This is a genomic window from Pseudomonas sp. GM55 (genome assembly GCF_000282395.1).
GTDB classification, from domain to species: domain Bacteria; phylum Pseudomonadota; class Gammaproteobacteria; order Pseudomonadales; family Pseudomonadaceae; genus Aquipseudomonas; species Aquipseudomonas fluorescens_CC.
Genome location: NZ_AKJJ01000112.1, coordinates 1 through 26,880 on the forward strand (window position 1 = coordinate 1; position 26,880 = coordinate 26,880).

The 26,880-nt window shown below is 61.0% G+C and carries 24 protein-coding genes and 2 pseudogenes; 17 read left to right on the forward strand and 9 right to left on the reverse strand.

All coding sequences use genetic code 11. The features are described 5' to 3' along the window. Positions 1-199: 199 nt before the first annotated feature. Both PMI31_RS24730 and PMI31_RS24735 read right to left on the reverse strand, forming a co-directional pair. The gene (locus PMI31_RS24730) at positions 200-1,693 is read right to left on the reverse strand and encodes a CoA-acylating methylmalonate-semialdehyde dehydrogenase (protein WP_008021905.1); all 1,494 of its coding nucleotides are present in this window, start codon (positions 1,691-1,693) and stop codon (positions 200-202) included. A 179-nt stretch (positions 1,694-1,872) separates the two neighbouring features. After that, positions 1,873-3,222 (reverse strand): aspartate aminotransferase family protein, encoded by a 1,350-nt coding sequence (locus PMI31_RS24735; protein ID WP_008021908.1) that lies wholly within the window; start codon positions 3,220-3,222, stop codon positions 1,873-1,875. A gap of 139 nt (positions 3,223-3,361) precedes the next feature. Here PMI31_RS24735 and PMI31_RS24740 point away from each other — a divergent pair, with 139 nt between their 5' ends. From PMI31_RS24740 to PMI31_RS24750, 3 genes are all read left to right on the forward strand, one after another. Further along, a complete protein-coding gene (locus PMI31_RS24740) occupies positions 3,362-4,282 on the forward strand; it encodes a LysR family transcriptional regulator (RefSeq protein ID WP_008021909.1) in 921 nt (306 codons plus the stop codon). Between the two features lie 89 nt (positions 4,283-4,371). After that, positions 4,372-5,022, forward strand: a complete 651-nt coding sequence (locus PMI31_RS24745; protein ID WP_043302635.1) for a TetR/AcrR family transcriptional regulator — start codon at positions 4,372-4,374, stop codon at positions 5,020-5,022. An 18-nt stretch (positions 5,023-5,040) separates the two neighbouring features. After that, entirely contained in the window at positions 5,041-5,622 is a 582-nt protein-coding gene (locus PMI31_RS24750; protein WP_008021912.1) for an IMPACT family protein, read from the forward strand. Positions 5,623-5,971: 349 nt separating this feature from the next. Here the strand turns inward: PMI31_RS24750 and PMI31_RS24755 are convergent, their stop codons facing one another. Then, positions 5,972-6,478, reverse strand: a complete 507-nt coding sequence (locus PMI31_RS24755) for a hypothetical protein (protein ID WP_008021914.1) — start codon at positions 6,476-6,478, stop codon at positions 5,972-5,974. An 82-nt stretch (positions 6,479-6,560) separates the two neighbouring features. On the opposite strand from PMI31_RS24755, the gene PMI31_RS24760 reads away from it, so the two are divergent. From PMI31_RS24760 to PMI31_RS24780, 5 genes and pseudogenes are all read left to right on the forward strand, one after another. Next, complete coding sequence (locus PMI31_RS24760) at positions 6,561-6,917, forward strand: MerR family transcriptional regulator (protein ID WP_043302637.1); 357 nt, start codon at positions 6,561-6,563, stop codon at positions 6,915-6,917. Between the two features lie 19 nt (positions 6,918-6,936). Further along, positions 6,937-7,626 carry an SDR family oxidoreductase gene (locus PMI31_RS24765; protein ID WP_008021919.1) on the forward strand — a complete coding sequence of 230 codons (690 nt, stop codon included), beginning with the start codon at positions 6,937-6,939 and terminating at the stop codon, positions 7,624-7,626. Positions 7,627-7,873: 247 nt separating this feature from the next. Continuing rightward, positions 7,874-9,232 carry an 8-oxoguanine deaminase gene (locus PMI31_RS24770; protein ID WP_008021920.1) on the forward strand — a complete coding sequence of 453 codons (1,359 nt, stop codon included), beginning with the start codon at positions 7,874-7,876 and terminating at the stop codon, positions 9,230-9,232. Positions 9,233-9,607: 375 nt separating this feature from the next. Further along, positions 9,608-9,802, forward strand: a pseudogene (locus tag PMI31_RS31495) (BMP family ABC transporter substrate-binding protein); the annotation flags it as partial. A gap of 112 nt (positions 9,803-9,914) precedes the next feature. Continuing rightward, positions 9,915-10,868, forward strand: a complete 954-nt coding sequence (locus PMI31_RS24780) for an adenosine deaminase (protein ID WP_008021924.1) — start codon at positions 9,915-9,917, stop codon at positions 10,866-10,868. Positions 10,869-10,958: 90 nt separating this feature from the next. On the opposite strand, the gene PMI31_RS24785 is transcribed toward PMI31_RS24780, so the two are convergent. After that, positions 10,959-11,693 carry an ArsR/SmtB family transcription factor gene (locus PMI31_RS24785; protein ID WP_008021926.1) on the reverse strand — a complete coding sequence of 245 codons (735 nt, stop codon included), beginning with the start codon at positions 11,691-11,693 and terminating at the stop codon, positions 10,959-10,961. Positions 11,694-12,010: 317 nt separating this feature from the next. Next, positions 12,011-12,940, reverse strand: a complete 930-nt coding sequence (locus tag PMI31_RS24790; protein ID WP_008021927.1) for a LysR family transcriptional regulator — start codon at positions 12,938-12,940, stop codon at positions 12,011-12,013. A 126-nt stretch (positions 12,941-13,066) separates the two neighbouring features. Between PMI31_RS24790 and PMI31_RS24795 the strand changes: the two genes are divergently transcribed. Both PMI31_RS24795 and PMI31_RS31115 read left to right on the forward strand, forming a co-directional pair. Further along, positions 13,067-14,080 carry a zinc-binding alcohol dehydrogenase family protein gene (locus tag PMI31_RS24795; protein WP_008021929.1) on the forward strand — a complete coding sequence of 338 codons (1,014 nt, stop codon included), beginning with the start codon at positions 13,067-13,069 and terminating at the stop codon, positions 14,078-14,080. 251 nt (positions 14,081-14,331) lie between these two features. Beyond that, positions 14,332-14,505 carry a hypothetical protein gene (locus tag PMI31_RS31115; protein ID WP_008021930.1) on the forward strand — a complete coding sequence of 58 codons (174 nt, stop codon included), beginning with the start codon at positions 14,332-14,334 and terminating at the stop codon, positions 14,503-14,505. A gap of 8 nt (positions 14,506-14,513) precedes the next feature. Here PMI31_RS31115 and PMI31_RS24800 read toward each other — a convergent pair whose 3' ends face one another. Together PMI31_RS24800 and PMI31_RS24805 are read right to left on the reverse strand one after the other, a co-directional pair. Beyond that, positions 14,514-15,710 (reverse strand): multidrug effflux MFS transporter, encoded by a 1,197-nt coding sequence (locus tag PMI31_RS24800; protein ID WP_008021933.1) that lies wholly within the window; start codon positions 15,708-15,710, stop codon positions 14,514-14,516. 89 nt (positions 15,711-15,799) lie between these two features. Further along, on the reverse strand, positions 15,800-15,997 hold the full coding sequence (locus PMI31_RS24805; protein ID WP_008021934.1) for a cation transporter: 198 nt from the start codon (positions 15,995-15,997) through the stop codon (positions 15,800-15,802). 148 nt (positions 15,998-16,145) lie between these two features. Between PMI31_RS24805 and PMI31_RS24810 the strand changes: the two genes are divergently transcribed. The 3 genes from PMI31_RS24810 to cueR all read left to right on the forward strand — a co-directional run bounded on the left by PMI31_RS24810 (position 16,146) and on the right by cueR (position 19,420). Next, positions 16,146-16,529, forward strand: coding sequence for a hypothetical protein (locus tag PMI31_RS24810; protein ID WP_008021937.1), 384 nt, complete (start codon positions 16,146-16,148; stop codon positions 16,527-16,529). Positions 16,530-16,616: 87 nt separating this feature from the next. After that, positions 16,617-19,010 (forward strand): heavy metal translocating P-type ATPase, encoded by a 2,394-nt coding sequence (locus tag PMI31_RS24815; RefSeq protein ID WP_008021939.1) that lies wholly within the window; start codon positions 16,617-16,619, stop codon positions 19,008-19,010. Beyond that, positions 19,007-19,420, forward strand: coding sequence for a Cu(I)-responsive transcriptional regulator (gene cueR / locus PMI31_RS24820; RefSeq protein WP_008021941.1), 414 nt, complete (start codon positions 19,007-19,009; stop codon positions 19,418-19,420). Before PMI31_RS24815 ends, cueR begins: the two co-directional genes overlap by 4 nt. Positions 19,421-19,629: 209 nt before the next feature. Here the strand turns inward: cueR and PMI31_RS24825 are convergent, their stop codons facing one another. Beyond that, entirely contained in the window at positions 19,630-20,523 is an 894-nt protein-coding gene (locus tag PMI31_RS24825) for a PA4780 family RIO1-like protein kinase (RefSeq protein ID WP_008021943.1), read from the reverse strand. A gap of 446 nt (positions 20,524-20,969) precedes the next feature. On the opposite strand from PMI31_RS24825, the pseudogene PMI31_RS31980 reads away from it, so the two are divergent. Together PMI31_RS31980 and PMI31_RS31985 are read left to right on the forward strand one after the other, a co-directional pair. Further along, a pseudogene (locus tag PMI31_RS31980) lies at positions 20,970-22,058 on the forward strand (cache domain-containing protein); the annotation flags it as partial. A 129-nt stretch (positions 22,059-22,187) separates the two neighbouring features. Further along, on the forward strand, positions 22,188-22,916 hold the full coding sequence (locus PMI31_RS31985) for a methyl-accepting chemotaxis protein (RefSeq protein ID WP_443217037.1): 729 nt from the start codon (positions 22,188-22,190) through the stop codon (positions 22,914-22,916). 137 nt (positions 22,917-23,053) lie between these two features. Here the strand turns inward: PMI31_RS31985 and PMI31_RS24835 are convergent, their stop codons facing one another. Next, on the reverse strand, positions 23,054-24,331 hold the full coding sequence (locus PMI31_RS24835) for an acetyl-CoA C-acetyltransferase (RefSeq protein WP_008021947.1): 1,278 nt from the start codon (positions 24,329-24,331) through the stop codon (positions 23,054-23,056). Between the two features lie 249 nt (positions 24,332-24,580). Here PMI31_RS24835 and PMI31_RS24840 point away from each other — a divergent pair, with 249 nt between their 5' ends. After that, positions 24,581-25,933, forward strand: a complete 1,353-nt coding sequence (locus tag PMI31_RS24840) for a 3-oxoacyl-ACP reductase (protein WP_008021949.1) — start codon at positions 24,581-24,583, stop codon at positions 25,931-25,933. A gap of 2 nt (positions 25,934-25,935) precedes the next feature. Further along, complete coding sequence (locus PMI31_RS24845) at positions 25,936-26,820, forward strand: MaoC family dehydratase (protein WP_008021953.1); 885 nt, start codon at positions 25,936-25,938, stop codon at positions 26,818-26,820. The last annotated feature ends 60 nt before the right edge of the window (positions 26,821-26,880 follow it).

Here is a 26,880-nt window from a genome sequence, read left to right on the forward strand (position 1 = left end):
GAAGCAACCTGCTGCCGAAACCTGCGTAACTCTTTGTTCTACAAGGAGTTTTCCGTTTCGACTGCGCCGGAAGTGGGGCGAATTATAGGCCTCCAGAATCTGCCGTCAACACCTATTTTCACAAATCTGTCATATAGGTCAAAAATGCCCCGAAAACAAAAAGGCCGACCCAATGGGTCGGCCTTCTTCGCCCTTCTACTTACAAGCTAGGGAAGGCGAACTGCGAAGCTTCATGGCTCGCACGCTGCGGCCAGCGCTGGGTGATGGCTTTGCGGCGGGTATAGAAACGCACACCATCCGGGCCATAGGCGTGCAGGTCGCCGAACAGCGAACGCTTCCAGCCACCGAAGCTGTGATAGGCAACCGGCACCGGCAACGGCACGTTCACACCGACCATGCCGACTTCGATCTCGTCGCAGAACAACCGGGCCGCTTCCCCGTCGCGGGTGAAGATACAGGTGCCGTTGCCATATTCGTGATCGTTGATCAGTTGCATGGCTTCTTCCAGGCTGTTGACCCGAACAACGCAAAGCACCGGCCCGAAGATCTCTTCTTTATAGATACGCATCTCTGGCGTGACGTTGTCGAACAGGCAGCCACCCAGGAAGAAGCCTTCCTCGTGTCCAGCCACGGTCAGACCACGGCCGTCCACGACCAGCGTCGCGCCGGCGGCTACGCCGTCTTCTACATAACCGCTGACTTTGTCGCGGGCCTGGCCGGTGACCAGAGGCCCCATGTCCAGACCGCAAGAAGTACCGGCGCCGATTTTCAGCGCCTGGATTTGCGGCACCAGCTTGGCCACCAGCGCATCCGCCACCTGATCGCCCACGCACACAGCCACCGAGATCGCCATGCAACGCTCACCGCAAGAACCGTAAGCTGCACCCATCAGTGCGCTGACGGCGTTGTCCAGGTCTGCATCCGGCATCAGCACCGCGTGGTTCTTCGCGCCGCCCAGAGCCTGAACGCGTTTGCCGCGCTTGGTGCCTTCGGAGTAGATGTACTCGGCAATCGGCGTCGAACCAACAAAGCTCAGCGCTTTGACTTCCGGCGCTTCGATCAATGCGTCCACCGCAGTCTTGTCACCGTGCACCACGCTCAGTACGCCTTTAGGCAAACCGGCTTCCAGCAGCAACTGGGCGATCAGCAGCGTCGAGCTTGGATCGCGCTCGGACGGTTTGAGGATGAAGCAGTTGCCGCAGACGATCGCCAGTGGGTACATCCACAGTGGCACCATGGCCGGGAAGTTGAACGGTGTGATACCGGCAACCACGCCCAGCGGTTGGAAATCAGACCAGGCATCAATGTTCGGGCCGACGTTACGGCTGTATTCACCCTTGAGGATTTCCGGTGCTGCGCAAGCGAACTCGACGTTCTCGATGCCGCGCTTCAGTTCACCAGCCGCATCTTCCAGAGTCTTGCCGTGCTCTTCGCTGATCAATTGGGCGATACGCGCTTCGTTCTGCTCCAGCAGTTGCTTGAAGCGGAACATCACCTGGGCACGCTTGGCCGGTGGCGTGTTGCGCCAGGCCGGGAACGCAGCCTTGGCAGCGTCGATGGCGCTCTGGATGGTTTCGCGGGTCGCCAGCGGCAACTTGTGAATAGCCTGGCCGGTGGACGGGTTGAACACATCAACCGCACGACCGTTCTCGGTCACCAGTTCGCCATTGATCAAATGCGGAATAACGCTCATGGAAGCTCCTGAAAAGTTGTCCACAGGCGTCCACGAAATGACGCCTGCTATATATAGATGCTTTGTGTAGGAGCGAGCTTGCTCGCGAAGATGGTGAGGGCGCCGCGTTCATCCAGGCAGCCCCCATTATCGTTTACGTCCATCGCGAGCAAGCTCGCTCCTACAGGTGTGTTGTCAAATCAGTCGATCTTGCTCAGCACTTCGCCGACCGCGTCGAACAGCCGATCCAGGTCCTGCGGCTTGCTGTTGAAGGTTGGGCCGAACTGCAGGGTGTCGCCGCCGAAGCGCACGTAGAACCCGGCTTTCCACAGCGCCATGCCGGCTTCGAACGGACGCACGATGGCGTCGCCGTCACGTGCAGCGATCTGGATCGCGCCGGCCAGGCCGAAGTTGCGGATGTCGATGATGTTCTTGGTACCTTTGAGGCCATGCAGCGCATTTTCGAAATGCGGTGCGACTTCGGCCACGCTCTGCACCAGGTTTTCCTTTTGCAGCAGGTCGAGCGCTGCCAGGCCCGCGGCGCAAGCCACCGGGTGCGCGGAATAGGTGTAGCCATGAGGGAATTCAACCGCGTATTCAGGTGTCGGCTGATTCATGAAGGTCTGGTAGATCTCGGAGCTGGCAATCACCGCGCCCATCGGAATCGCGCCGTTGGTGACTTGCTTGGCGATGCACATCAAGTCCGGGGTCACGCCGAAGGTGGTGGCGCCGAACATGGTGCCGGTACGGCCGAAACCGGTGATCACTTCGTCGAATACCAGCAGGATGTTGTGCTGGTCGCAGATTTCACGCAGACGCTTGAGGTAACCCTGAGGCGGAACCAGCACGCCAGCGGAACCGGCCAATGGCTCGACGAATACCGCCGCGATGTTCGACGCATCGTGCAGTTCGATCAGCTTCAGCAGTTCGTCAGCCAGGGCGATACCACCCTGCTCCGGCATGCCACGGGAGTAAGCGTTGCTTGCCAGCAAAGTGTGCGGCAGGTGGTCGACGTCCATCATCGCCTGACCGAACAGCTTGCGGTTGCCATTCACGCCACCGAGGCTGGTGCCCGCGATGTTCACACCGTGGTAACCACGGGCACGGCCGATCATTTTGGTCTTGGTCGACTGGCCTTTCAGGCGCCAGTAAGCGCGGACCATCTTCACTGCAGTGTCAGCGCACTCGGAGCCCGAGTCGGTGAAGAACACGTGGTTCAGGTTGCCTGGGGTCAGGTCGGTGATTTTCTCAGCCAGCTGGAAGGACAGCGGATGGCCGTACTGGAAGCCTGGCGAATAATCGAGGGTGCCCAGTTGCTTGGACACGGCCTCCTGGATTTCCTTGCGGGTGTGCCCGGCACCACAGGTCCACAGACCCGACAGCGAGTCATACACCTTGCGGCCCTTGTCGTCGATCAGCCAGCTGCCTTCAGCGCCAACGATCAGGCGCGGGTCGCGCTGGAAGTTACGGTTGGCCGTGTAAGGCATCCAGTGAGCATCGAGCTTGAGCTGGCTGGCCAGGGAAGACGGGGCGTTTTCAGGCAAGTTCATGGGCGAAACCTCGCAAGGCAATAAGCGGCGTAAGGATTGAAAACCGTTGTTGCAGCTAAATTGCCACGGGGATAAAGTCGGTGAAATGCAACTTTTCTAATGTTCAGTCAGCCAACTACTAAACTTTCGAGTAACAAGCATGAGCACTCGCCGTCCCGATCCGCTGGCCCAGGTCAGCGACTTTGACATCCGCCTGCTGAGGATCTTTCGCAGCGTGGTGGAATGCGGCGGCTTCTCCGCGGCGGAAACCGTTCTGGGCATCGGTCGCTCGGCGATCAGCCAGCAAATGAGCGATCTGGAACAACGTCTCGGTCTGCGCCTGTGCCAACGGGGGCGTGCCGGGTTTTCCCTGACCGAAGAAGGCCGCGAGGTCTATCAATCGGCGTTGCAACTGTTAAGTGCACTGGAAAGCTTCCGCACCGAGGTCAATGGCCTGCACCAGCACTTGCGCGGCGAATTGATCATTGGCCTGACGGACAACCTGGTCACCCTGCCCCACATGCGCATCACCCATGCCCTCGCGCAATTGAAAGAACGCGGCCCGGATGTTCAGATCCAGATCCGCATGATCGCGCCCAATGAAGTCGAGCAAGGCGTACTCGACGGTCGTCTGCACGTCGGCGTGGTGCCGCAGGCGAGCGCATTGTCGGGGCTGGAGTATCAACCGCTGTATAGCGAACGATCGCTGTTGTACTGCGCGGTCGGCCATCCACTGTTTTATGTCGACGATAAACAACTGGACGACGGACGCCTGAACAGTCAGGACGCCATCGCGCCCACCTTCCGTTTGCCGGCGGAGATCCAGGCTCACTACCAGGCGCTCAATTGCACCGCCAGCGCCTCGGACCGCGAAGGCATGGCGTTCCTGATCCTGACCGGACGCTATATCGGTTACCTGCCGGATCACTACGCGAGTCTTTGGGTGCAGCAAGGCCGGTTGCGAGCATTGAAAGCAAAAACGCGCTTCTATGACCTCAGCCTGGCGTCGGTCACACGCAAGGGGCGTCGACCTCATCTGGTGCTGGAGAGTTTTCTGGAGAGCCTGGCCGCGACGCGTTAATGATCATTGCGCCACATAAGGACTTGTCTGAAGCCGGTGGGTACGATATCAACGCACTGGCCGTCCCACCCACCCGTTCGGAAGTGCTTATGACCTTTGAAGTCCCAGCCCACGGCGCAAAACCCGTCAGCCGCATTCGTCAGAAAAACGAAGAGACCATCATCAAAGCCGCCGAAGACGAGTTCGCCCGTCACGGGTACAAAGGCACGAGCATGAACACCATCGCCCAGAACGCCGGGCTGCCCAAGGCCAACCTGCATTATTACTTCACCAACAAGCTCGGTTTGTACGTGGCGGTGCTGAGCAACATCATCGAACTGTGGGACAGCACCTTCAACACCCTCACTGCCGAGGACGACCCGGCCGAAGCCTTGACCCGCTACATCCGCGCGAAAATGGAGTTCTCCCGACGCCAGCCGCAAGCCTCGCGGATCTTTGCCATGGAAGTCATCAGCGGCGGCGAATGCCTGACCGAGTATTTCAACCAGGATTATCGCGCCTGGTTCCAGGGCCGTGCAGGCGTGTTCCAGGCCTGGATCGACGCCGGTAAAATGGACCCGGTCGACCCGGTGCACCTGATTTTCCTGTTGTGGGGCAGCACCCAGCATTACGCCGACTTCGCCACGCAGATCTGCCGCGTCACCGGGCGCACCCGGTTGACCAGGCAAGACATGGAAGACGCCGGGGACAACCTGATCCGCATCATTCTCAAGGGCTGCGGCCTGAAACCTGCCATTTAAGTAGCCATTCAGGTACGTATGCCCTTTACCCTCAGCGGTTTTTGCGAATACCGCGAAGAGATTCGCAAAAGCCGCTTCATGACCTTCGCCGCGCCAATCTCCAGCCCGGCCGAAGCCCAGGCATTCATTGAACAGCACAGTGACTTGAACGCCTCTCACAACTGCTGGGCGTGGAAGCTCGGCGATCAATATCGCAGCACCGATGATGGCGAGCCCGGCGGTACGGCCGGCCGACCGATTCTGGCGGCGATAGAGGCGCAGGATTGCGATCAGGTCGCGGTACTGGTGATTCGCTGGTATGGCGGCATCCAACTGGGTACCGGTGGGCTCGCCCGGGCCTATGGCGGTGGTGCGAACAAATGCCTGCAAGCAGCGCCAAAGATTGAGCTGATCAGCCGGGTGCCGCTGCGTTGCGCTTGCGGATTTGCCGAGTTGGCCCTGGTCAAGCTGCGGGTGGCGGAGGCAGGTGGATTGGTTGTGGAGGAAACCTTCACCGCCAACGGTGTCGAGTTGCAGTTGGCCGTGGGTGATGCGCAAATCGACACCTTGCAGTCACAATTGGCCGATTTGAGTCGCGGGCGTATTTTGCTGCAGCGCTAAAAGCGCTCCGGCACAGGCTGCGATCTTTTGGGGCACAGCGTTTTTTCGCTTATTCCATACTTGCCCACATCTGCTGTGCACCCGGCTGTGGATAACCTGAGCACATACCGCTGCAACCCTTCTGTCATGCGGCTTTGCGGGCTTTGCTCAATTTTCGTCCAATCTGCCATCAAGCACAGCAAACTCAAATAAAAACAAACAGTTACATCGGCATATCGCCTTTAGAAGAAAGCCACCCGGTGCTTATGCCCATGCTTTGAGCTTGCGCACAAATACTGTGGAGCAATCTGTGGATAACCCGTTCATGGCCGTCGCCGCGCCGTGTACAACACGGCTTGTGGTGGTTTGCTCATTTTTTGATCAAAGGCGCACGAGCAAAATCAGGGCTTGATTCTCGGCATTGCCCCCATGTGGTGCCCGGCTCCGTGGCAGGCCGGGAATCAGGGTTGTTTGGGCGGGCCTCTTCGCGAGCAGGCAACACCTGAGCCACGCCCCACGCCAATTCAAACACCAGAAAAACCACCAGCAGCGAACTCGCGCCGTGGATCAGGGCATAAGCCTGCCATGCCGCAAACAGAAACCTCGCGGCCGAGTCATACCGCCCATAAGCCTGCTGCGGATCACGAATCCGCAGCACCGCCCACACGCAGACAATCGACCCCAGCAGATTCGCCATCAGCATGTGCACCGGTTCGAACGGCGGCAGCTCACCGGGTAAATTCAACGCCTGACTCACGCCGGTCAAAATCCCATGCAACGCCGCAAAACTCCACGGCGTGACAAACGCGACCGTTACGATCAGGTCGTACCAGGCACTGCCTTGCACCAGGCGGCGATATTGCGTTGCAGTCCACATCGACATTGCTCCATCAATTCAGGGAGCAACAAGGCTAAAGCCTGGAGTATGCTCCAGGGTCAAGCCCCTTCGAGACGTCATGATGCGCATCGGTGAATTAGCCCAGGCCAGCGCCGTCAGCCGCGACACGCTACGTTTCTACGAGCAGCGCGGGTTGATCGCGGCGCAACGCAGCGCCAACGGGTATCGCGACTATCCGCCAGACATGGTGCAACTGGTGCAGTACATCAAGACCGCTCAACGGCTGGGCTTTACCCTCGGCGAGATCGGCAACAGCGTCGCTGCAATCTGGCAGTCGCCCGATCCCGACAGTGCTGTCACGCAACTGCTGCAAGACAAACTCAGACTGATCGAAGCCCGCATGACCGAACTCGGCGCGCTGCGCGATGAGTTGCAACAACGGCTCGGGCAACAGTGTCCATTGAGTCCACGACTCTGAATTTTCAAGGAAGCCACTCATGTCCAAGGCAAAAACCGCACTCATCATCGGCGCCTCCCGGGGGCTTGGCCTCGGGCTGGTTAAAACCCTGTTGGCCGACGGCTGGCAAGTCACCGCCACCGTGCGCAATCCGCAAAAAGCCGAAGCCTTGCAGGCCCTGGGCAAGGTGCGGATCGAAACGCTCGACATGGACGATCAGCAAGCGGTATCGGCCCTGAGCCAACAACTCAAGGACGATGTGTTTGACCTGTTGTTCGTCAATGCCGGGGTCAAAGGGCCGGATGTCCAGACACCGAACGGTGGCGCGACGATGGCCGACGTCGGCCAGCTATTTTTCACCAATGCCGTGGCGCCGATCAACCTGGCCCAGCGTTTTGTCGAGCACATCCGCCCGGACACCGGCGTGCTGGCGTTCATGAGTTCGGTGCTGGGCAGCGTGACCATGCCCGATGCGCCGGAACTGGCACTGTACAAGGCCAGCAAAGCGGCGCTGAACTCAATGACCAACAGCTTCGTCACTCAGTTGGGCGAAACCAGCCTCACCGTGCTGTCGCTACACCCGGGTTGGGTGAAAACCGACATGGGCGGCGAAGGCGCGGACATCGACGTCGAAACCAGCACCCGTGGCCTGATTGATCAGGTGAATGCGTATGTTGGCAAGGGCGGGCATCATTTCATCAATTACCGGGGCGAGACCATTCCCTGGTAATACCGCCGGCCCCTTGTAGGAGCTAGCTTGCTAGCGATGGTGTGTCAGCTACATCCACGTCAACTGACACACCATCGCTGGCAAGCCAGCTCCTACAGAGGGTTGCATCTGCCTGTCGGGCTGGGCTTGCCCGCCGGGCCGTTTTGATCGAAACTGCGCACCTCGCCTCCCCGGCGACCCTGGATCAGCAGACAGGGCAACACTGAGCTGGCAACCCTGAACCCAACTTTCAGAGGAGCCGGCCAACATGCCTGCGACCCGTACCTGGTTAAAAAATCCCCTCGCCATTTTCACGGCCAACGGTCTCGATGCCCGTGGCGGTCTGGTGCTGCAAGACGGCTTGATCGTCGAAGTGCTAGGCGTCGGCCAGCAACCGTCCAGCCCCTGCAATGAAGTGTTCGATGCCCGCGAGCATGTGATCCTGCCGGGCCTGATCAACACCCATCATCACTTTTATCAAACGCTGACCCGCGCCTGGGCGCCGGTGGTCAATCAGCCGCTGTTCCCGTGGCTGAAAACCCTGTACCCGGTCTGGGCACGCCTGACCCCGGAAAAACTCGCCCTCGCCACCAAAGTCGCGTTGGCTGAATTGCTACTGTCCGGCTGCACCACTGCGGCCGACCATCACTACCTGTTCCCGCAAGGCCTGGAAAATGCCATCGACGTGCAGGTCGAGAGCGTTCGCGAACTGGGCATGCGCGCCATGCTCACCCGCGGTTCCATGAGCCTTGGCGAAAAGGACGGTGGCCTGCCGCCGCAACAGACCGTGCAGGAAGGCGAAGTGATCCTCGCCGATAGCGAGCGACTGATCGCCGAGTACCACGAACGCGGTGATGGTGCGCAAATCCAGATCGCCCTGGCACCGTGCTCGCCGTTTTCGGTGACGCCGCAAATCATGTCGGCCAGTGCCGAACTGGCGAACAAACTCGACGTGCGCCTGCACACCCACCTGGCTGAAACCCTCGACGAAGAAGAGTTCTGCCTGCAACGCTTCGGCCTGCGCACCGTGGACTATCTGGACAGTGTTGGCTGGCTCGGCCCACGTACGTGGCTAGCCCATGGCATCCATTTCAACCCGGATGAAATCGCCCGCCTCGGGGCCGCCGGCACCGGTATTTGCCATTGCCCGAGTTCGAACATGCGCCTGGCCTCGGGCATCTGCCCGAGCATCGAGCTGACCGATGCCGGTGCCTTGCTTGGCTTGGGCGTGGACGGTTCGGCGTCCAACGATGCCTCGAACATGATGCTCGAAGCCCGCCAGGCCCTGTACATCCAGCGCCTGCGCTACGGCGCCGAGAAGATCACCCCGGAACGCGTGCTTGGCTGGGCGACCAAAGGTTCGGCCAGTCTGTTGGGACGTACCGATATCGGTGAGCTGGCCGTGGGCAAGCAGGCCGACCTGGCCCTGTTCAAGCTGGATGAACTGCGTTTCTCCGGTAGCCACGATCCGGTCTCGGCACTGCTGCTGTGCGGCGCCGATCGCGCGGATCGGGTGATGGTCGGCGGCAAGTGGCGAGTGATTGACGGGCAGGTCGAGGGGCTCGACTTGAAGGGATTGATCGCTGATCACAGCCAGGCGGCGCGGCAGCTTATCGCTGGCGTCTGACACCACACCGATTAAAACTGCGGGGTGGCGCTAACGTTTCGTTTTGCCTTAGCGCACCAGTGGGTGGCAGCTATGCAGCGCCATGCACTTTTATCGCACTTCAAGGACCTGTCGCGAGCAGGCTCGCTGCCACAGAGACCTCGGTACTTTTGTGAGAGCGAGCCTGCTCGCGATGGCACTACCGCGACTTCAAGTTTTGTTGCCCTGTTGGTCAGCAGTTTGCATTGCCCTGTGCAAGCCAAAGAGCCCAGCCAACCTCACGACAAAATGGAGTCCGAATTCATGCACAACTGTCCGTTGAAGAAGCTGCTGTGCACCGTTGCGGCGGCCATCGGTCTGAGCGCCAGCCTGACTGCCATTGCCAACGCCCCTCCGAAACTCGGCTTCGTCGCCTCGTTCCTGATCCCGGAAGTGATCCGCGACATCAACGCCATCCAGCTGGCCTTGAACATATACAACCCCGCGCCGATCCAGGACTCCGAGCGTCGCGGCGTGTACGCCGTGGGCTACGCTTCGGACATGGCGTACATCGGACCGAAAGCGGTGCTGACCTCCATCGTCAACGATTGGGCCACGCGACGGGAATTGGAAACGCTGCGGTGAACCTCCTGGTCAGGTTTTACCAATTGTTGCGGCAACCCCCTGTAGAATGGCGACCATTGCACCTGATGAGAAAAGAATCATGTACGACTGGCTGAACGCCCTGCCCAAGGCAGAACTGCACCTGCACCTGGAAGGCTCGCTGGAACCCGAGCTGTTGTTCGCCCTGGCCGAGCGCAACAAGATTGCCTTGCCATGGAACGATGTCGAAACCCTGCGCAAGGCGTATGCCTTCAACAACCTGCAGGAGTTCCTCGACCTGTATTACCGGGGTGCCGATGTGCTGCGCACGTCCCAGGATTTCTATGACCTGACCTGGGCGTATCTGCTGCGTTGCAAAGAACAGAACGTGATTCACACCGAACCGTTCTTCGACCCGCAGACCCACACCGACCGTGGCATCCCGTTCGAAGTCGTACTCAACGGCATCGCCGCCGCACTGAAGGATGGCGAGCAGCAACTGGGTATCACCAGTGGTTTGATCCTGAGCTTCCTGCGCCATCTGAGCGAAGACGAGGCCCAGAAAACCCTCGACCAGGCGCTGCCGTTCCGCGATGCGTTCGTCGCCGTGGGCCTGGACAGCTCCGAGATGGGCCATCCGCCGAGCAAGTTCCAGCGCGTGTTCGACCGTGCCCGTCACGAAGGCTTCCTGACCGTCGCCCACGCCGGTGAAGAAGGCCCGCCCGAGTACATCTGGGAAGCCATCGACCTGTTGAAAATCCAGCGCATCGACCATGGCGTGCGCGCCATCGAAGACGAGCGCCTGATGCAGCGAATCATCGACGAGCAGATCCCGCTGACCGTGTGCCCGTTGTCGAACACCAAACTTTGCGTGTTCGATCACATGTCGCAGCACAACATTCTCGACATGCTGGAACGCGGCGTGAAAGTGACCGTGAACTCCGATGATCCGGCGTACTTCGGTGGTTATGTCACCGAGAACTTCCATGCACTGCACACCCACCTGGGCATGACCCAGGATCAGGCCAGACGCCTGGCGCAGAACAGCCTCGATGCGCGGTTGGTAAAGCCCTGAAGGCAAACGCAAACCCTGTAGGAGCTGGCTTGCCAGCGAAAAGGCCATCACCTTCAGAATTGATGGCCGCCATCGCCGGCAAGCCGGCTCCTACAACACCATTTCCAGCTCGGTCTCACTGGCGAAACGATGAATTTCCCGTTGCCCGGAGGCTGTCACCTGCAAGGCTCGGGAATCGTTGGGCAGGCTCAGCCACCCCGACTGCATGAACAGTTGCAACAATGCCGCGCCCAGCGAGCCGCCCATGTGCGGGCGTCTTTCGCTCCAGTCAGGGCACGCGCAAGCAACCCTGCCGTTGTGATGGACCAGCGCCTGGATGAACACTCCCCGTGCCGCCAACTCCGTCGCGCCCTTGAGCGTGACCGTGACCCGCCGATCAAAATGCTCGATCCAGCCTGCCTCCTGCAGTCGCTGATACAGATCGGCGGACAGGGTGCCCCCCAAGTGATCGCCGCACAGTCGGGCACTCAACAATGACGAACGCACCACCTGGGGTTTGACGAGCGGCGCATTGCGCTTGAATACGTCGCGAACATCCTGGGGGGCGCTGGCGAAGGTCGCGCTGGCCAGTGCTTCGATGGCCGCCCCGACCTCGGGAGCTGCCAGGCGGAAGAAGCGTTTGCGGCCGCGGTTTTCAACCCTCAACAGACCTCCAGCGGACAAACGTCCCAGGTGTGCACTGGCCGAAGACTGTGACAGGCCGGCCAGCAGTGCCAACTCTTCGGTTGCTCGCGCCGAACCATCCATCAACGCCCACATCATTGCGCTGCGCTTTGGGTCAGCCAGCAATGTGGCGATCTGGCTGATGCAAGGTGCATGTTCCATGTATTCACTCCCTGTTGAATCGTTTCGTCTACTGCCCAGAAACATCTTGATCCGTAATGTGTCGTCGGCCAATTCGTGGAAACTGCCATAAACCCGGCAACGCATTGCTCACTCACTAGCGCTGCCTGGCCGATGCTGCGAAGGTCAGAAGGATGACCGTGCAGCCGGGCCGACCCGAGTGTGGACCCGTCATTGGTGGATCGACGCTACTTATATGATGAGGGCGCTAGTATATGCGGGTTGGTCGTTGGAACCTGTCCTCCGCCCGGCATAGGTGGTGATCGTTCCCGAGAGAAATTTCTCTTTTTTTTGTGCGACTAATGAGCGATATCCGAAAAGCCCGGAAATTGACTACTCAAAAAGGCGCATCGACTGGCAAGCATTTCCCGCAGAAGGTTCACTGGCTTACTCAATTGTGCGCGATGGGCGCACAACAGATTCAGCGGTGCGCGCTCACAGAGCAGCTCCGGCATCAGCACCTTCAAGCGGCCGGCCAGTACATCGGCGGCGACATCGAGCCAGGATTTATAAGCGATACCGGTACCTGCCACGGCCCAAAGGCGCACGACATCGGCGTCGTCGCTGAAGCGGTCGCCGCTGACGGTCAGGCTGACTTCGCGTTTGCCGTCGTGAAAGCTCCAGTGATCGTGGACCCGGCTGCCAAGCATGTACAACAGGCAATTGTGCTGTGCCAGTTGCTCCAGCTGCCGCGGTTCGCCGTGACGAGCCAGATAGCCGGGAGCGGCGCACAACACCCGGCGGTTCTGCGGGGCGATGGGCAGCGCCACCAGGCTGGAGTCCTCCGGCTCACCGTAGCGCAGGGCAACGTCTACCGGTTGGCGAAACAGGTCGGCGATGCGGTCCCCCAGCAGCAGACGCACGGTCAGTTTCGGATGCTCGCGTTGAAACTCGTCGAGCCAGGGCAGTAGCAGATTGCGGCCAAAGTCCGATGGCGCCGACAGTTGCAGAACCCCGCTGACCTGGTCCTGACCACGGGCCAGTAATCGCCGGCCCTCGTCGAGATTGCTCAAGGCCGCGCGGGCGTATTCGAGAAAGCCCTCGCCTTCGGCGGTCAGGCGCAGGCTGCGGGTCGAACGGGCCAATAAACGGGCGCCGAGTTGCTGTTCGATGCGCTTGAGCGCCGCACTGGCCACTGCCGCCGACATGTCCATGCCTCGCGCGGCGGCGGACAGGCTGCCCAGGTCCGCCGCCCGGACAAACAACTGCAAGTCATCGAAACGCAGCATCAAGAGCACCAATTATCAAAGAAATATTGAAAGAGACTGCTCTTTTAGCCGGTTTTATCTTCAGGAGAAATAGCCAATCATCTCCCCTATCGAATCTCTTCTTTAATTAGTGTTCAGGAGTCGCCCATGAAAGCCATTGCCTACTACGCCTCGTTGCCGATCGGTGACGACAAGGCTCTGCAAGACATCGAACTGCCGGAACCGGTTGCCGGCCCCGGCGACTTGCTGGTGGAAGTCAAAGCCATCTCGGTCAACCCGGTGGACACCAAGGTGCGCCAGAGCGTCCAGCCCGAAGGCGGCGCAGCCAAGGTGCTGGGTTGGGACGTGGCCGGCGTGGTCAAGGCGGTGGGCAGTGAAGTGAAACTGTTCAAGGTCGGCGACAAGGTGTATTACGCCGGCTCCATCGCGCGTGCGGGCGGCAACAGCGAGTTGCATGTGGTGGACGAGCGCATCGTCGGCCACATGCCGAAGACCCTCGATTTCGCCGAGGCCGCTGCCCTGCCGCTCACTGCGATCACGGCGTGGGAACTGTTGTTCGAACGCCTGCGAGTGCGCGAAGGCAAAACCGATGAAGGCCAGAGCCTGTTGATCGTCGGCGCGGCGGGTGGCGTGGGCTCGATTCTTACGCAACTGGCCAGCCAACTCACGGCCCTTGAAGTCATCGGCACCGCTTCACGTCCACAGACCCAAAGCTGGGTGAAGGAATTGGGCGCCGATCTGGTGATCGACCATAGCCAGCCACTGAGCGAAGCACTCAAACGTGCCGGCGTGGATCAGGTCACCCACGTCGCCAGCCTGACCCAGACCGACCAGCACCTGGACCAACTGATCGAGGCATTGGTACCCCAAGGCAAACTGGCGCTGATCGATGATCCCAAGTCGCTGGACGTGACCAAGCTCAAACGCAAGAGCCTGTCACTGCACTGGGAGTTCATGTTCACCCGTTCACTGTTTGAAACCCAGGACATGATCGAGCAGCACAACCTGCTCAATCGCGTCGCCAGGCTGATCGACGCCGGAACCCTGAAAACCACCATGGGCGAACACTTCGGCACGATCAATGCGACCAATTTGCGCCGTGCCCATGCCCTGCTGGAGAGCGGCAAAGCCAAGGGCAAGATTGTGCTGGAAGGGTTCTGAAGCGCTGAAAAAAGCCATCGCTGATTTCATCAGCCTTCCGCGTTTTTTGTCTGTGACCGGGGCGTCCGGGTCACAGACAGCCCCTGCGGACGCCACCGAAAAGTCGTGTTTTTTTTAGTTACAAACCGTCAGTCCGACAGTTGCCCCTTGTCACAATGCTGCTCGTATTCGGGACTACAATCGAATCTCCTGTGAGGCAGTCTTTTGCGTAACGTCTTTTACGAGACATCTTTTACAAGAGGAGTTCGGCTATGAAGATCCTGATAAAAGAACTGGCAAAGTCCCAGTGGCAAGTTCGCTTAGATCAACATGCCGTGACGTTCCGCAGCGAAGCAGAAGCTCGCGCTTTCACGCGTACCCTCGAAGCCCGCATCCAAGCCCCTCACCAGATTCCCGTCCTCCACCCGCAGCGTGCAGCCGGCTGACTCCGGCCTCAGACCTGGGCTTGCGCCAGCGCCCGGGCATTTTGCAAACGCCGGGTGAGCATCGCCGCGCTCACCACCAGAACTCCACACAGGCTGATGACCATGGCCATCGGCACGGCGCTGCCGTCATGCAGCACACCCACCAGCGCAGAGGCACCGGCAGCTACGCTGAATTGCAGGCAACCGAGCAGCGCCGACGCACTACCGGCCCGTCCGCCCTGCCCGCTCATCGCGCAGGCCGCGGCATTGGGGCTGATGCAACCGAGGCTGGCGATACAGATGAACAATGGAATCAGCAGCGGCCACAGTTGTGCCGTGTGCAGGGAGCTGACCGCGAGCAGCGCCACGCCGGCTGCCAGGTAAACCCACACTGCGCGCGCCAGCAAGTAGGCCGGACCACGCTTGGCCAGCAACCGCGCATTAACCTGTGCCACCAGAATGAAGCCCGCGGCATTGGTGCCGAACAGCCAGCCAAAGTGCTCGGCCGGAACGCCGTAGAGCTTGATAATGATGAAGGGAGAACCGGCAATGTAGGCAAACATCCCGGCGATGGCGATGCCCCCGGTCAAGGCATGGCCAAGAAATATCGGGTCAGCCAGCAATCGACCGTACTGACGCAGCGCACCCGACAGCGGTTGACGCGGCACGTGGGCCGGCAAGCTTTCCGGCAATCCCGTCGCAACCGCCAGCCCCGCCAGCGCACTGAATCCGGTCAGGGCCAGGAAGATTGACTGCCAGCCTGTCGTGTTGACCAACAAGCCACCCAGCAATGGCGCGAGGATGGGGGCAAGCCCCATCACCAGCATCAACTGCGAAAAGACTTTTGCCGAACCCACCGCATCACACTTGTCGCTGACCACCGCCCGGGAAATCACCATCCCGGCGCAGCCGCCCAAGGCCTGGACGAAACGCGCACCGATCAGCCATTCCAGGTTCGGCGCATAAGCACATGCCAGAGAGGCGGCGGTAAACAAGCCGACACCGGTGAGCAATGGAATGCGCCGCCCGAAGCGATCCGCCACCGGGCCATAAGCCAGTTGACCGATGGACAGGCCGAGGAAGTACGCCGCCAACGTCATCTGAACGTGATTTTCGTCCGTCCCGAAGGCCAGTGCCATGGCCGGAAAGGCTGGCAGATAGAAGTCGATCGCCAGCGGACCGAAAGCGCTCAAGGCGCCGAGAATCAGAATGGTACGGAAGTTCATCAGGCATCCAGTGGGACAGAGTCGGCAGCCCGACAGTCTAGCCGCGCATGGACGCCTTGAACAATCAGATAGCTCGCTAACTATTAAAATCAGGCCAATTTGACGCCGTAACCTTCTTCGCTGATGGCCTCGATCACTTGCTGGGCGGTCAGTGCACTTTCGACACCGACCTCCCCGGCCGCCAGATCGACCTGCACACTGGCCGCCGGATCCCTGGCCTGGACCGCCTGAGTGATGGCCTTGACGCAGTGACCACAAGACATGCCTTCAACGTTGAACACTTGCATGGTATGACTCCTTTACTGAGGGTTGAGCCCAGTTTCGAGCTTGCCACCATGGCAAGGTCAAGTTCTGACGTTAGCTGCCGGGCTGGCAATCGGCGGCGGGCTCGGCCAAGCTGCGTCCATCAATGACTCGAACTCAGGAGATTCAGCCATGCGCTGGTCGGTTTTCAGCCTGTTTGGCTTTCTCAGCCTTTTCGCCGCCATGCCTTCGGTCAATGCTGCCGGTCAGGATTATGGCGTGCTGATCATTTCCCGCGAGCGCCTGGAAGTCGCGACCAGCTGCGAAATCGGTGTGTACATCCACGATCAACTGGCGGCGCGGCTGTTTCAGGAGCAGAGCACCTCGTTCAACTTGCCGCCGGGCAACGTCTCGCTGCGCCTCAAGTTACTTCCGGGTCAGGTGCCGGGTTGCAATCCGGGCATGCTCGCGCCGGGTTCGCAGGATATCCAGCTCAAGGCCGGGGATGTGCTCAAGTACCGGATCGCGATGACCCAGGAAGGGATGTACCTCAAGCGCGCCGGTCTTGGTTACTGATGAGTTACTTGATCTGAAACATGGCACTTGACCTTGCCAACATGGCAAGGTTGATCCTGTGGTCATCTACTACAGGGAGTGCGACCGATGTCCGAATCCACCACGTTCGACCTGCCGATTGCCGGCATGACCTGCGCCAGTTGCGCCGGGCGTGTCGAGCGCGCCTTGAGCAAAGTCATTGGCGCCAGTGCCGTCAGCGTCAACCTTGCCACTGAACAGGCCCGGGTCCAGGCACCCAGCGACAGTTTGCCTGCCTTGATGGAGGCCGTAGCCAGAGCCGGCTACAGCGTGCCGCAGCAGAATCTGGAACTGAGCATCGACGGCATGACCTGCGCGTCCTGCGTCGGTCGGGTCGAGCGGGCGCTGGGCAAGGTTGCGGGAGTGAAAAGCGTCAGCGTCAACCTGGCCAGCGAACGTGCCCACCTGGAACTGCTCGGCCAGATCGATCCGCAAACCTTGATCGCAGCGGTGGCCAAGGCTGGCTATACCGCCAGCGTATGGGAAGCCGAACACCCGTCAACCGACAATCAGCAACAACGCCTGCATCGCGAACGCAGGGCCTTGATCATCGCCATTGTCCTCGCCTTGCCGCTGGTATTGCCGATGCTGCTACAGCCCTTCGGCGTGCACTGGATGCTCCCGGCCTGGGCGCAATTCGCCCTGGCCACGCCCGTGCAGTTCATCTTCGGCGCACGGTTTTACGTCGCCGCGTGGAAAGCCGTGCGTGCCGGAGCCGGCAACATGGACCTGCTGGTCGCCCTGGGCACCAGCGCCGGATACGGCTTGAGCGTGTACGAATGGGCCACCGCCGCCGGGCGCATGCCGCATCTGTATTTCGAAGCCTCGGCGGTGGTGATCGCCCTGGTGCTGCTGGGCAAGTACCTGGAAAGTCGCGCCAAGCGCCAGACCGCCAGCGCCATCCGCGCCCTGGAAGCCTTGCGTCCGGAGCGGGCGACTCGGGTGACCGATGGTCACGAGCAAGACGTCGCCATCAGCGCCCTGCGCCTCAATGACCTGGTGCTGGTCAAACCCGGTGAACGCTTTCCGGTGGACGGTGAAGTCATTGAAGGCCAGAGCCATGCCGACGAAGCCCTGATCAGCGGCGAGAGTTTGCCGGTGCCCAAGCAGCCCGGTGACAAAGTCACCGGCGGCGCGATCAACAGCGAAGGCCGCTTGCTGGTGCGCACCCAGGCCCTCGGCGCGGAGACCGTGCTGGCGCGGATCATTCGTCTGGTGGAAGACGCCCAGGCCGCAAAAGCGCCGATCCAGAAACTGGTGGATAAAGTCAGCCAGGTGTTCGTACCCACGGTGCTGCTGATTGCCCTGGCAACCCTGATCGGCTGGTGGTTGTATGGCGCGCCGATGGAAACCGCGCTGATCAACGCCGTGGCGGTGCTGGTAATCGCCTGCCCATGCGCCCTGGGCCTGGCCACGCCGACGGCGATCATGGCCGGCACTGGCGTGGCGGCACGCTACGGGATTCTGATCAAGGACGCCGAAGCACTGGAGCGCGCCCATGAAGTCAGCGCGGTGGTATTCGACAAGACTGGCACCCTGACCTCCGGTACCCCGCGTATTGCTCATCTGAGTGCCATCGACGGTAATGAGGCGCGCCTTTTGCAATTGGCCGGTGCCCTGCAACGCGGCAGTGAGCATCCGCTGGCCAAGGCTGTTCTGGATGCCTGTGTCGAACGCCACTTGAAGGTGGCCGATGTCCGCGACAGCCAGTCCCTGACCGGCCGCGGCATCGCCGGCAACCTCGAAGGGCGTCGCCTGGCGCTGGGCAATCGTCGCCTGCTGGAGGACAGCGGCTTGAACGCAGGGCCGTTGGCCGACTCGGCGATCGCGTGGGAAAAACAAGGCCGGACCTTGTCCTGGCTGATCGAACAATCCCCCGAGCCACAAGTGCTGGGCCTGTTCGCCTTCGGTGACACACTCAAGTCCGGCGCGCTGCAAGCGGTGCAACAACTGAGTGCACGGAACATCAGCAGCCACCTGCTGACCGGCGACAATCGCGGCAGCGCCAACGTGGTGGCCGAGGCGCTGGGCATCCAGGATGTGCATGCCGAAGTGCTGCCGGCGGATAAAGCCGCCACGGTCACCGCCTTGAAAGAAACCGGCGTGGTGGCGATGGTCGGCGACGGTATCAACGATGCCCCGGCACTGGCTGCCGCCGACATCGGCATCGCCATGGGTGGTGGCACTGATGTCGCCATGCACGCGGCCGGCATCACCCTGATGCGTGGCGATCCGCGACTGGTGCCGGCCGCATTGGAGATCAGCCGCAAGACCTACGCAAAGATCCGCCAGAATCTGTTCTGGGCCTTCGTCTATAACCTGATCGGCATTCCGTTGGCCGTGTCTGGCGTACTCAATCCGGTGTTGGCCGGTGCGGCCATGGCGTTATCGAGCGTCAGCGTGGTGAGCAATGCGCTACTGTTGAAAACCTGGAAACCCAAGGACCTGGAGGACAACCGATGAACATCGGCCAAGCGGCCCGCCACAGCGGCCTGAGCGCAAAGATGATCCGTTATTACGAATCCATCGGCCTGCTCAAGGCGGCCCATCGCACTGATAGCGGTTATCGGGTGTATGGCGATGACGACCTGCACACGCTGGCGTTCATCAAGCGCTCGCGGGACCTGGGATTTTCCCTGGAAGAAGTCGCCAAGTTGCTGACCCTCTGGCAAGACCGCCAGCGTGCCAGCGCCGATGTGAAGGCGTTGGCCCGCCAGCACATCGATGAGTTGAACCGGAAGATCCGTGAGCTGGGGCAGTTGCGCGACACCTTGCAGGATCTGGTTGAGCACTGTCACGGCGATCATCGGCCGGATTGCCCGATCCTCAAGAATCTTGAGTCGGGTTGTTGCACCGAATCAATTCGCGCCTGATGCATTGATGCCGGCTGTACCGACGCCATCGCGGGCAAGCCCGCTCCCACAAGGTTTCAGTGCCGGTCACATAATTCGGGCTTGGCACAAAATCTGTGGGAGCGGCGGTGCGGCGATCCGACTTGCCCGCGATGGCGGACTGTCAGGCGACATAATTATTGAATCTGCACACAAAAAACCCGGCCGAAGCCGGGTTTTTCTTTAGCCGATCACTGCATCCATGGCGGAGGCGGTTCTTCAGCCTTGTTGGTCGGCGCGTCATCTGCCGCGCGTGCCGCTTGCTTGCGCTCTTCGTCCAGGCGTGCGGCCTCGATTTCGCGCATGATACCGCCCACGTCGGCCAGCTCTTCCGTATCGGCGAACTCGCCGGTCAGGACACTGGCCGGGTGCAAGGTGCCGGCCTCGTACAAGGCCCACATTTCCTTGGCGTATCGGGTCTTCTTCAACTCCGGTGCGAACCGCCCGAAGTAGGACGCCATGTTGCCCACATCCCGCTCCAGCATGCTGAATGCGTGGTTGTTGCCCGCTGCATCCACCGCTTGTGGCAGGTCGATAATCACCGGACCGGTCGGCGTCAGCAGCACGTTGAACTCGGACAGGTCGCCGTGCACCAGACCGGTACACAGCATCAGCACGATCTGGGAAATCAGATACGCGTGATACTCGCGGGCCTGGTCCGGCTCCAGTACCACATCGTTCAGACGCGGCGCGGCATCGCCGTACTCGTCGGCCACCAGCTCCATGAGCAGCACGCCTTCGAGGAAGTCGAACGGCTTGGGCACCCGCACACCGGCATTGGCCAGACGGAACAGCGCCGCCACTTCGGCGTTCTGCCAGGCATCTTCGGTTTCCTTGCGGCCAAATTTGGAGCCCTTGGCCATCGCACGGGCCTGACGGCTGTTGCGCACCTTGCGGCCTTCCTGGTACTCGGCCGCCTGACGGAAACTGCGTTTGTTCGCCTCCTTGTAGACCTTCGCGCAACGCAACTCGTTGCCGCAGCGCACCACATAAACAGCTGCTTCTTTACCACTCATGAGTGGGCGCAGCACCTCGTCGACCAGACCGTCCTCGATCAGGGGTTCAATGCGTTTTGGAGTCTTCATCAGCTTTTATTGTGGGTCCTTTATTACCAAACACGCGAAAGTCATTCGTTATACGGCAATCCACTCACCGGGGGGAGGGGTTGCCGACTGATGAGCATTGCAGAAGCACACAATGTGCCGATTTCATCGGGTAAAACCGACGACCACCATGGGTCGCTCCAGATCATAGCCGAGCCTGCATCAATTGTTGTGCAGGGGCATTGAGGCCAATTGCGACAGAAGCTGACACCACAGTTCGTACCTTCCGCAGGATTTTTCCCAACAGGCCTCAATTTCCTCCGACAACAGCCGAAGTCCTTAGTGACAACGTGATTTGTCCGACAATCGCTGCCACAACAAAAGCGATGCCGCACTCAAGGATCCGGGTTGACCAAGAACGTTTACGGCTACCAATAAACCGCGAGTCATCTGCACTGCGTGGGCCTACAAGAAAATCTGGAGCGCGGATGAACATCAAACAGAAGTTGACCTGGGCGTTTGCAATCATCGCCTGCCTGCCCGTGGTACTGGTCGCCACCCTCGTTGTGCTGAACCTGCGCAGTGACGCCAGGAACGAATTCGTCGACGGCAGTGCCCGCGAGATTCGTCAGGTCAGCAACGCCATGCAATTGTTCTTTGACGGCATCAGCCAGAACGTCGATTACCTGGCCAGGCAACCGCTGATCCGAAACTCCGACGACAGCCTCAAGACTTACATGGGCGCCAACGCCGAGAGCATTCCCCAGGGCGAGATGGACAAGAAAGTCTTCACTCTGCTTCAGGACCTGGGCAACAGCCACCCGGCCTACGCCTATGCCATCCTCGGCACGGCGGCGGGCGGCTACGTGTCGTGGCCGGATGATCCGAAGCTGAGCAACTACGACCCGCGCCAGCGCCCCTGGTACAAGGCGGCCCAGGCCAAACCGGGCAAGCCGTTCCGTACCGAGGCCTATTACTGGGCCCAGGACGACGCGACCTACGTCAGCACCGTGCGCACTATCGACAACAAATTGGGCACCAACGGCGGCGTAGTCAGCATCGACGTGACGCTCAAGCAGCTCACCGAAATCGTCAAACAGATCAAGCTCGGTGAAACCGGTTACCTGATGCTGCTGGAAAACACCGGCACGGTCCTGGTGGACCCGAAACAACCGGAACACAACTTCAAACCGCTGAACAGCCTTGGTGACGGCTACGCGCAACTGGCCAAGGCCGGCAAGGGCCTGGTGGAAGTGGAGCTGAACGGCGAGCGCTACATGGCCAACGTCTGGCCATCAGAGCAACTGGGCTGGACCTTCATCGGCCTGATCAAACAGGACGACGTGATGAGCTCCGCCACCCAGTTGACCTGGTTGATCGCCATCATTGCTGCCGTACTGGCCGTGGTCTTCGCCATCGTCGGCGCCAGTTTTGCCAGCCTCATCGTGCGCCCGATCCGCAGCGTGGCCAGCGGCCTGGAAGGCATCGCCCAGGGCGAAGGCGACCTGACCCAGAACCTGCAAATCCGTGGCAACGACGAAACCGCGCAACTGGCCAACTGGTTCAACCAGTTCCTGACGGCGATTCGCCACCTGATCCAGAACATCGGCGGTGCGGCGGGCAAGATCCTCGACACCTCCAAGAGCTCGACCCAGGTCTCCAGCGACATGGCCGAAGCCGCCGGACGCCAGCGTGAAGCAGTGGACATGGTGTCCACAGCGTTCCACGAAATGGTCGCCACCGCCAACGAAGTCGCACGCTCTTGCAGTCAGGCGGCGGAATCCGCCGACAGCGGCCAGCGCCAGGCGCGTGAAGGTCAGCAGCAGATTGATGCGGCGGTGAACAGCGTTGATCGCCTGAGCCAGGAAATCGAACAGTCGGCCCAGTCGATGCAACAGCTGGAGCGCGACAGCAACGACATTCAGTCGATCCTGGGAACCATCCGTTCGATCGCCGAGCAGACCAACCTGCTGGCGCTGAACGCCGCGATCGAAGCGGCCCGGGCCGGTGAACAAGGTCGCGGCTTTGCGGTGGTGGCCGACGAAGTGCGGGCCCTGGCCAAGCGCACGGCCGACTCCACAGCGGAAATCGACGGGCTGCTGGGCAACCTGGCCAAACGCACCAGCCAGGTGACCCAGCAGATGCACGCCAGCCTGGAAGTATCCCAGCAATCGGTGACGTGCATCGGCGAAGCGCGCAACAGTTTCGGGCAGATTCGCGAGTCGGTGGACGTGATCCGCGACATGAACACCCAGATCGCCACGGCGGCGGAACAACAGCATCAAGTGGCCGAAGACATCAACCGACACATCAGCCAGATCCATGGCGATGCACAACGGGTGGCGGAACTGGCCAACTCGGCACGCCTGGACTCCCAGAGCCTGGCCGGGTTGTCGAATGAGCTGGACGGGTTGGTGCGCAGGTTCCGTACCTGATCCTGTTGCCCGGTGGCCGCTTTGCGGCCATTCGCTGGCAAGCCAGCTCCTACACATGTGCGCAACGGCCCAACCTGTAGGAGCTGGCTTGCCAGCGAAAGCGAGCTCACTGTCAAAACAGGAACAAGAAACCTTGCTCAGCGCTCGATAATAGCGGTCACACCCTGCCCGCCCGCCGCGCAAATCGAAATCAGTCCCCGCCCCTTGCCCGCCGCATCCAGCAACTTCGCCAGGTTGGCGACGATGCGCCCGCCCGTGGCGGCAAACGGGTGCCCAGCCGCCAGTGAACTGCCCTTGACGTTGAGCTTGCTGCGGTCGATCGAGCCCAGCGCTGCATCGAGGCCGAGACGGGTTTGGCAATATTGCGGATCTTCCCAGGCCTTCAATGTGCACAGCACTTGCGCGGCGAAGGCTTCGTGGATTTCGTAGTAGTCGAAGTCCTGCAAGGTCAGACCATTGCGCGCGAGCAAGCGCGGTACGGCATAGACCGGCGCCATCAATAACCCTTCCGCGCCATTGACGAAATCCACCGCCGCCGCCTCGCCGTCACGCCAGTAGGCAAGAATCGGTAACCCGCGTGCCTTGGCCCATTCCTCGCTGCCCAGCAGCACCAGTGACGCGCCATCGGTCAGCGGCGTGGAGTTGCCTGCGGTCAGGGTGCCCCTGGCGCTTTTCTCATACACCGGTTTGAGGGCGGCGAGCTTTTCCAGCGTGGAGTCCGGGCGCAGGTTGTTGTCGCGGGTAAGCCCCAGGAACGGTGTCACCAGGTCGTTGTGCCAGCCTTCAGCGTAGGAAGCGGCCAGTTTCTGGTGGCTCTCGAGCGCCAGTTGATCCTGTGCTTCGCGAGGGATGTTCCAAGTCTGGGCCATCAGCTCGCAATGCTGGCCCATGGACAACCCGGTGCGCGGCTCGCCGTTGCGCGGGAATTCGGGGATCAGATGTCTGGGTCGCAATTGCAGGAAGGTTTTCAGTTTGTCGCCGGTGGTTTTCGCGCGATTGGCTTGCAGGAGGATTTTGCGCAACCCCTCGCTGACACTGATCGGCGCATCCGAGGTGGTGTCCACGCCCCCGGCAATGCCGCAATCGATCTGGCCCAGGGCAATCTTGTTCGCCACCAGCAACGCCGCCTCCAGCCCGGTACCGCATGCCTGCTGGATGTCATAGGCCGGAGTGGCTGGCGCCAGTCGCGAACCCAGTACGCATTCGCGTGTGAGGTTCATGTCCCGCGACAACTTGAGCACGGCCCCGGCAACCACTTCACCGATGCGCAGGCCGTGCAGGTTGTAACGCTCGATCAGGCCTTCGAGGGCGGCGGTGAGCATCACCTGGTTACTGGCCGTGGCGTAGGGGCCGTTGGAACGGGCGAAGGGAATCCGGTTACCGCCGATGATCGCGACGCGGCGCAGCTGGGTCATGAAAAGCTCCTGCAAAAAATTGAAATTAACGCAGTCCCTGTGGGAGCGGCGGTGCGGCGATCCGACTTGCCCGCGATGAGGCCGGCACATTCGACATTGTTGTTGCCTGACACACCGCCATCGTCGGAACACCGCCCGGAGCAAGCTCGCTCCTACAATGTAACCAAGCGTAGGCCTTATCTCGTGGATCGAACGACTGATCGCCATTCATGGTCCACACTTTCAACCCCAGCTGCCGGAGCGCGTTCCATGTCTGACCGCTATATCGACTTTGCCAACTCGTCCATCGGCCATCGCCTGGTCGGCGCCCTGGGGCTGCCGGCGCCGACCAGACTGGAGCGCTGGCAAGCAGGCCGACTGCGACCTGTAGAAGGTGCACTACTGATCGGCGGCGGGCCGTTGGCGGACCACGTCAGCGCCTTCGCCAATCGCCTGACCGACGCGATCTACAGCTACGGCACCAAGCCTTCAATGGCCACGGCCTGGATTCCCGGCCATGGACCGAAACTCAAGGCCGTGGTGTTCGACGCCAGTGATCTGCTGCACACCGATCAGCTCAAGCAACTGCGCGAGTTTTTCCAGCCGCTGATGAAAAACCTCGATCACTGCGCGCACCTGGTGATTCTCGGGCGCGATCCGCAAACCTTGCGCGACCCGTTCGCCGCCAGCGCACAGCGTGCCCTGGAAGGTTTCAGCCGTTCGCTGGCCAAGGAGTTGCGCAGCGGTGGCACCTTGCAATTAATCCATGTCGGCGAAGGTGCCGAGGCGCAACTGGAAGGCCCGCTGCGGTTTTTCCTCTCGCCCAAAAGCGCCTTCGTGTCCGGGCAGGTCATTCGCTTGGATCCGTGTTCGACGCCAGTCAGCGATTGGACACGCCCGCTCGCCGGGCGCAAGGCACTGGTCACCGGCGCGGCGCGGGGCATTGGTGCCGCCATCGCGGAAACCCTGGCCCGTGATGGTGCCGACGTCATCCTGCTCGACGTGCCACCAGCCAGGATCGATCTCGACGCCCTCGCCGCGCGCCTCGGCGGGCGCAGCATCACCCTCGACATCTGCGCCGAAGACGCCGCCACGCAATTGATCGAACAGCTGCCCGACGGCCTCGACATCGTGGTGCACAACGCCGGCATCACCCGGGATAAAACCCTGGCCAACATGACCCCGGAATACTGGGACGCCGTGCTGGCGGTCAACCTCAATGCGCCGCAAGTTCTGACCAAGGCTCTGCTCGACAGCGGCACCCTGCACGACAACGGCCGGGTGGTTCTGCTGGCGTCCATCAGCGGCATCGCCGGCAATCGCGGGCAAACCAATTACGCAGCGAGCAAGGCCGGGTTGATTGGTCTGGCGCAAGCCTGGGCAACGTTGCTACACGAGCGCAGCATCAGCATCAACGCCGTGGCACCGGGCTTCATCGAAACACAGATGACCGCACACATTCCCTTCGGCCTGCGCGAAGCGGGACGGCGCATGAGCTCCCTCGGCCAGGGCGGCCTGCCGCAAGACGTCGCCGAGGCCGTGGCCTGGCTGGCGCAACCGGGCACCGGCGCATTCACCGGGCAAGCGTTGCGCGTATGCGGGCAAAGCGTTCTGGGGGCTTAAGGATGATCACCGACTGGCACACACTCAACCGCGAACCCAGCCTGCCGGGGTTGTACGCACGCGCGGCAACACGGCGAAAAATCACCGGCACCACCTTGCCCGCTTCGGGCTTGCGTTGCTGGGTCGATGTCGATTCCAGGCGCCTGGCGGCCTATCGCAAGGTCTGTGGTTTCGCCGACAAAGGCCTGCTGCCGCCGACCTACCCGCATATCCTTGGCTTTGCCTTGCAGATGCAATTACTCACGGCCAGGGACTTCCCGTTCCCGCTGCTGGGCCTGATTCACCTGAGCAATCAAATTCGTGTGCTGCGGCCCATGGGCGGGGTGAATCGGGGGCGCGTCAGCGTACAGGTGCAGAACCTGCAACCCCACGCCAAAGGCGCGACGTTTGATTTGCTGACCACCCTCGACGATCAGTTGGGGCCATTGTGGGAAGCGCAAAGCCGAATGCTCTGTCGCAGCGCCAAACTCGAGGGCGAACCGCTCGAAGAGCAACTGGCAAGCAGCCTGGCCCTGACCGAAGTCGAACACTGGAAAGCACCGTCGGACATCGGCCGGCAATACGCCAAAGTGTCCGGCGACTACAACCCGATCCACCTGAGCACAGCCAGCGCCCGACTCTTCGGTTTCCCGACCGCCATTGCCCATGGCCTGTGGAACAAGGCGCGCACGCTGGCTGCGCTGGCCGTGCATCTGCCAGTAGCGAATGTCGAGATCGCAGTGCAGTTCAAGAAGCCGGTACGGCTGCCCAGCGAGGTGAAATTGCTGGCCAGTGCACCGGGGGCGAGCGGGGACTTTCAACTGACGGGCGCCGGGGGCCTGGAGCACATGGTCGGGCATTGGCGGCCGGTGGCCGGCCTGATCGCAATTGAACGCGTTTCCCTGTAGAAGCGAGCTTGCTCCGGGCGGCGTTCCGACGAAAAACGCCAGGACACCGCGGGGATTCAG

Bases quoted from the DNA above. Each gene is read 5' to 3' on its own strand.
- PMI31_RS24810 (WP_008021937.1), top strand. From the start codon at position 16,146: ATGCGCTGGTCGGTTTTCAGCCTGTTTGGCTTTCTCAGCCTTTTCGCC.
- PMI31_RS24845 (WP_008021953.1), top strand. From the start codon at position 25,936: ATGATCACCGACTGGCACACACTCAACCGCGAACCCAGCCTGCCGGGG.
- PMI31_RS24730 (WP_008021905.1), bottom strand. From the start codon at position 1,693: ATGAGCGTTATTCCGCATTTGATCAATGGCGAACTGGTGACCGAGAAC.
- PMI31_RS24735 (WP_008021908.1), bottom strand. From the start codon at position 3,222: ATGAACTTGCCTGAAAACGCCCCGTCTTCCCTGGCCAGCCAGCTCAAG.
- PMI31_RS24805 (WP_008021934.1), bottom strand. From the start codon at position 15,997: ATGCAAGTGTTCAACGTTGAAGGCATGTCTTGTGGTCACTGCGTCAAG.
- PMI31_RS24790 (WP_008021927.1), bottom strand. From the start codon at position 12,940: ATGCTGCGTTTCGATGACTTGCAGTTGTTTGTCCGGGCGGCGGACCTG.
- PMI31_RS24825 (WP_008021943.1), bottom strand. From the start codon at position 20,523: ATGAAGACTCCAAAACGCATTGAACCCCTGATCGAGGACGGTCTGGTC.
- PMI31_RS24795 (WP_008021929.1), top strand. From the start codon at position 13,067: ATGAAAGCCATTGCCTACTACGCCTCGTTGCCGATCGGTGACGACAAG.
- PMI31_RS31115 (WP_008021930.1), top strand. From the start codon at position 14,332: ATGAAGATCCTGATAAAAGAACTGGCAAAGTCCCAGTGGCAAGTTCGC.
- PMI31_RS24840 (WP_008021949.1), top strand. From the start codon at position 24,581: ATGTCTGACCGCTATATCGACTTTGCCAACTCGTCCATCGGCCATCGC.
- PMI31_RS24755 (WP_008021914.1), bottom strand. From the start codon at position 6,478: ATGTGGACTGCAACGCAATATCGCCGCCTGGTGCAAGGCAGTGCCTGG.
- PMI31_RS24780 (WP_008021924.1), top strand. From the start codon at position 9,915: ATGTACGACTGGCTGAACGCCCTGCCCAAGGCAGAACTGCACCTGCAC.
- PMI31_RS24800 (WP_008021933.1), bottom strand. From the start codon at position 15,710: ATGAACTTCCGTACCATTCTGATTCTCGGCGCCTTGAGCGCTTTCGGT.
- PMI31_RS24745 (WP_043302635.1), top strand. From the start codon at position 4,372: ATGACCTTTGAAGTCCCAGCCCACGGCGCAAAACCCGTCAGCCGCATT.
- cueR (WP_008021941.1), top strand. From the start codon at position 19,007: ATGAACATCGGCCAAGCGGCCCGCCACAGCGGCCTGAGCGCAAAGATG.
- PMI31_RS24740 (WP_008021909.1), top strand. From the start codon at position 3,362: ATGAGCACTCGCCGTCCCGATCCGCTGGCCCAGGTCAGCGACTTTGAC.
- PMI31_RS24835 (WP_008021947.1), bottom strand. From the start codon at position 24,331: ATGACCCAGCTGCGCCGCGTCGCGATCATCGGCGGTAACCGGATTCCC.
- PMI31_RS24815 (WP_008021939.1), top strand. From the start codon at position 16,617: ATGTCCGAATCCACCACGTTCGACCTGCCGATTGCCGGCATGACCTGC.
- PMI31_RS24765 (WP_008021919.1), top strand. From the start codon at position 6,937: ATGTCCAAGGCAAAAACCGCACTCATCATCGGCGCCTCCCGGGGGCTT.
- PMI31_RS24770 (WP_008021920.1), top strand. From the start codon at position 7,874: ATGCCTGCGACCCGTACCTGGTTAAAAAATCCCCTCGCCATTTTCACG.
- PMI31_RS24750 (WP_008021912.1), top strand. From the start codon at position 5,041: ATGCCCTTTACCCTCAGCGGTTTTTGCGAATACCGCGAAGAGATTCGC.
- PMI31_RS31985 (WP_443217037.1), top strand. From the start codon at position 22,188: ATGGTGTCCACAGCGTTCCACGAAATGGTCGCCACCGCCAACGAAGTC.
- PMI31_RS24760 (WP_043302637.1), top strand. From the start codon at position 6,561: ATGCGCATCGGTGAATTAGCCCAGGCCAGCGCCGTCAGCCGCGACACG.
- PMI31_RS24785 (WP_008021926.1), bottom strand. From the start codon at position 11,693: ATGGAACATGCACCTTGCATCAGCCAGATCGCCACATTGCTGGCTGAC.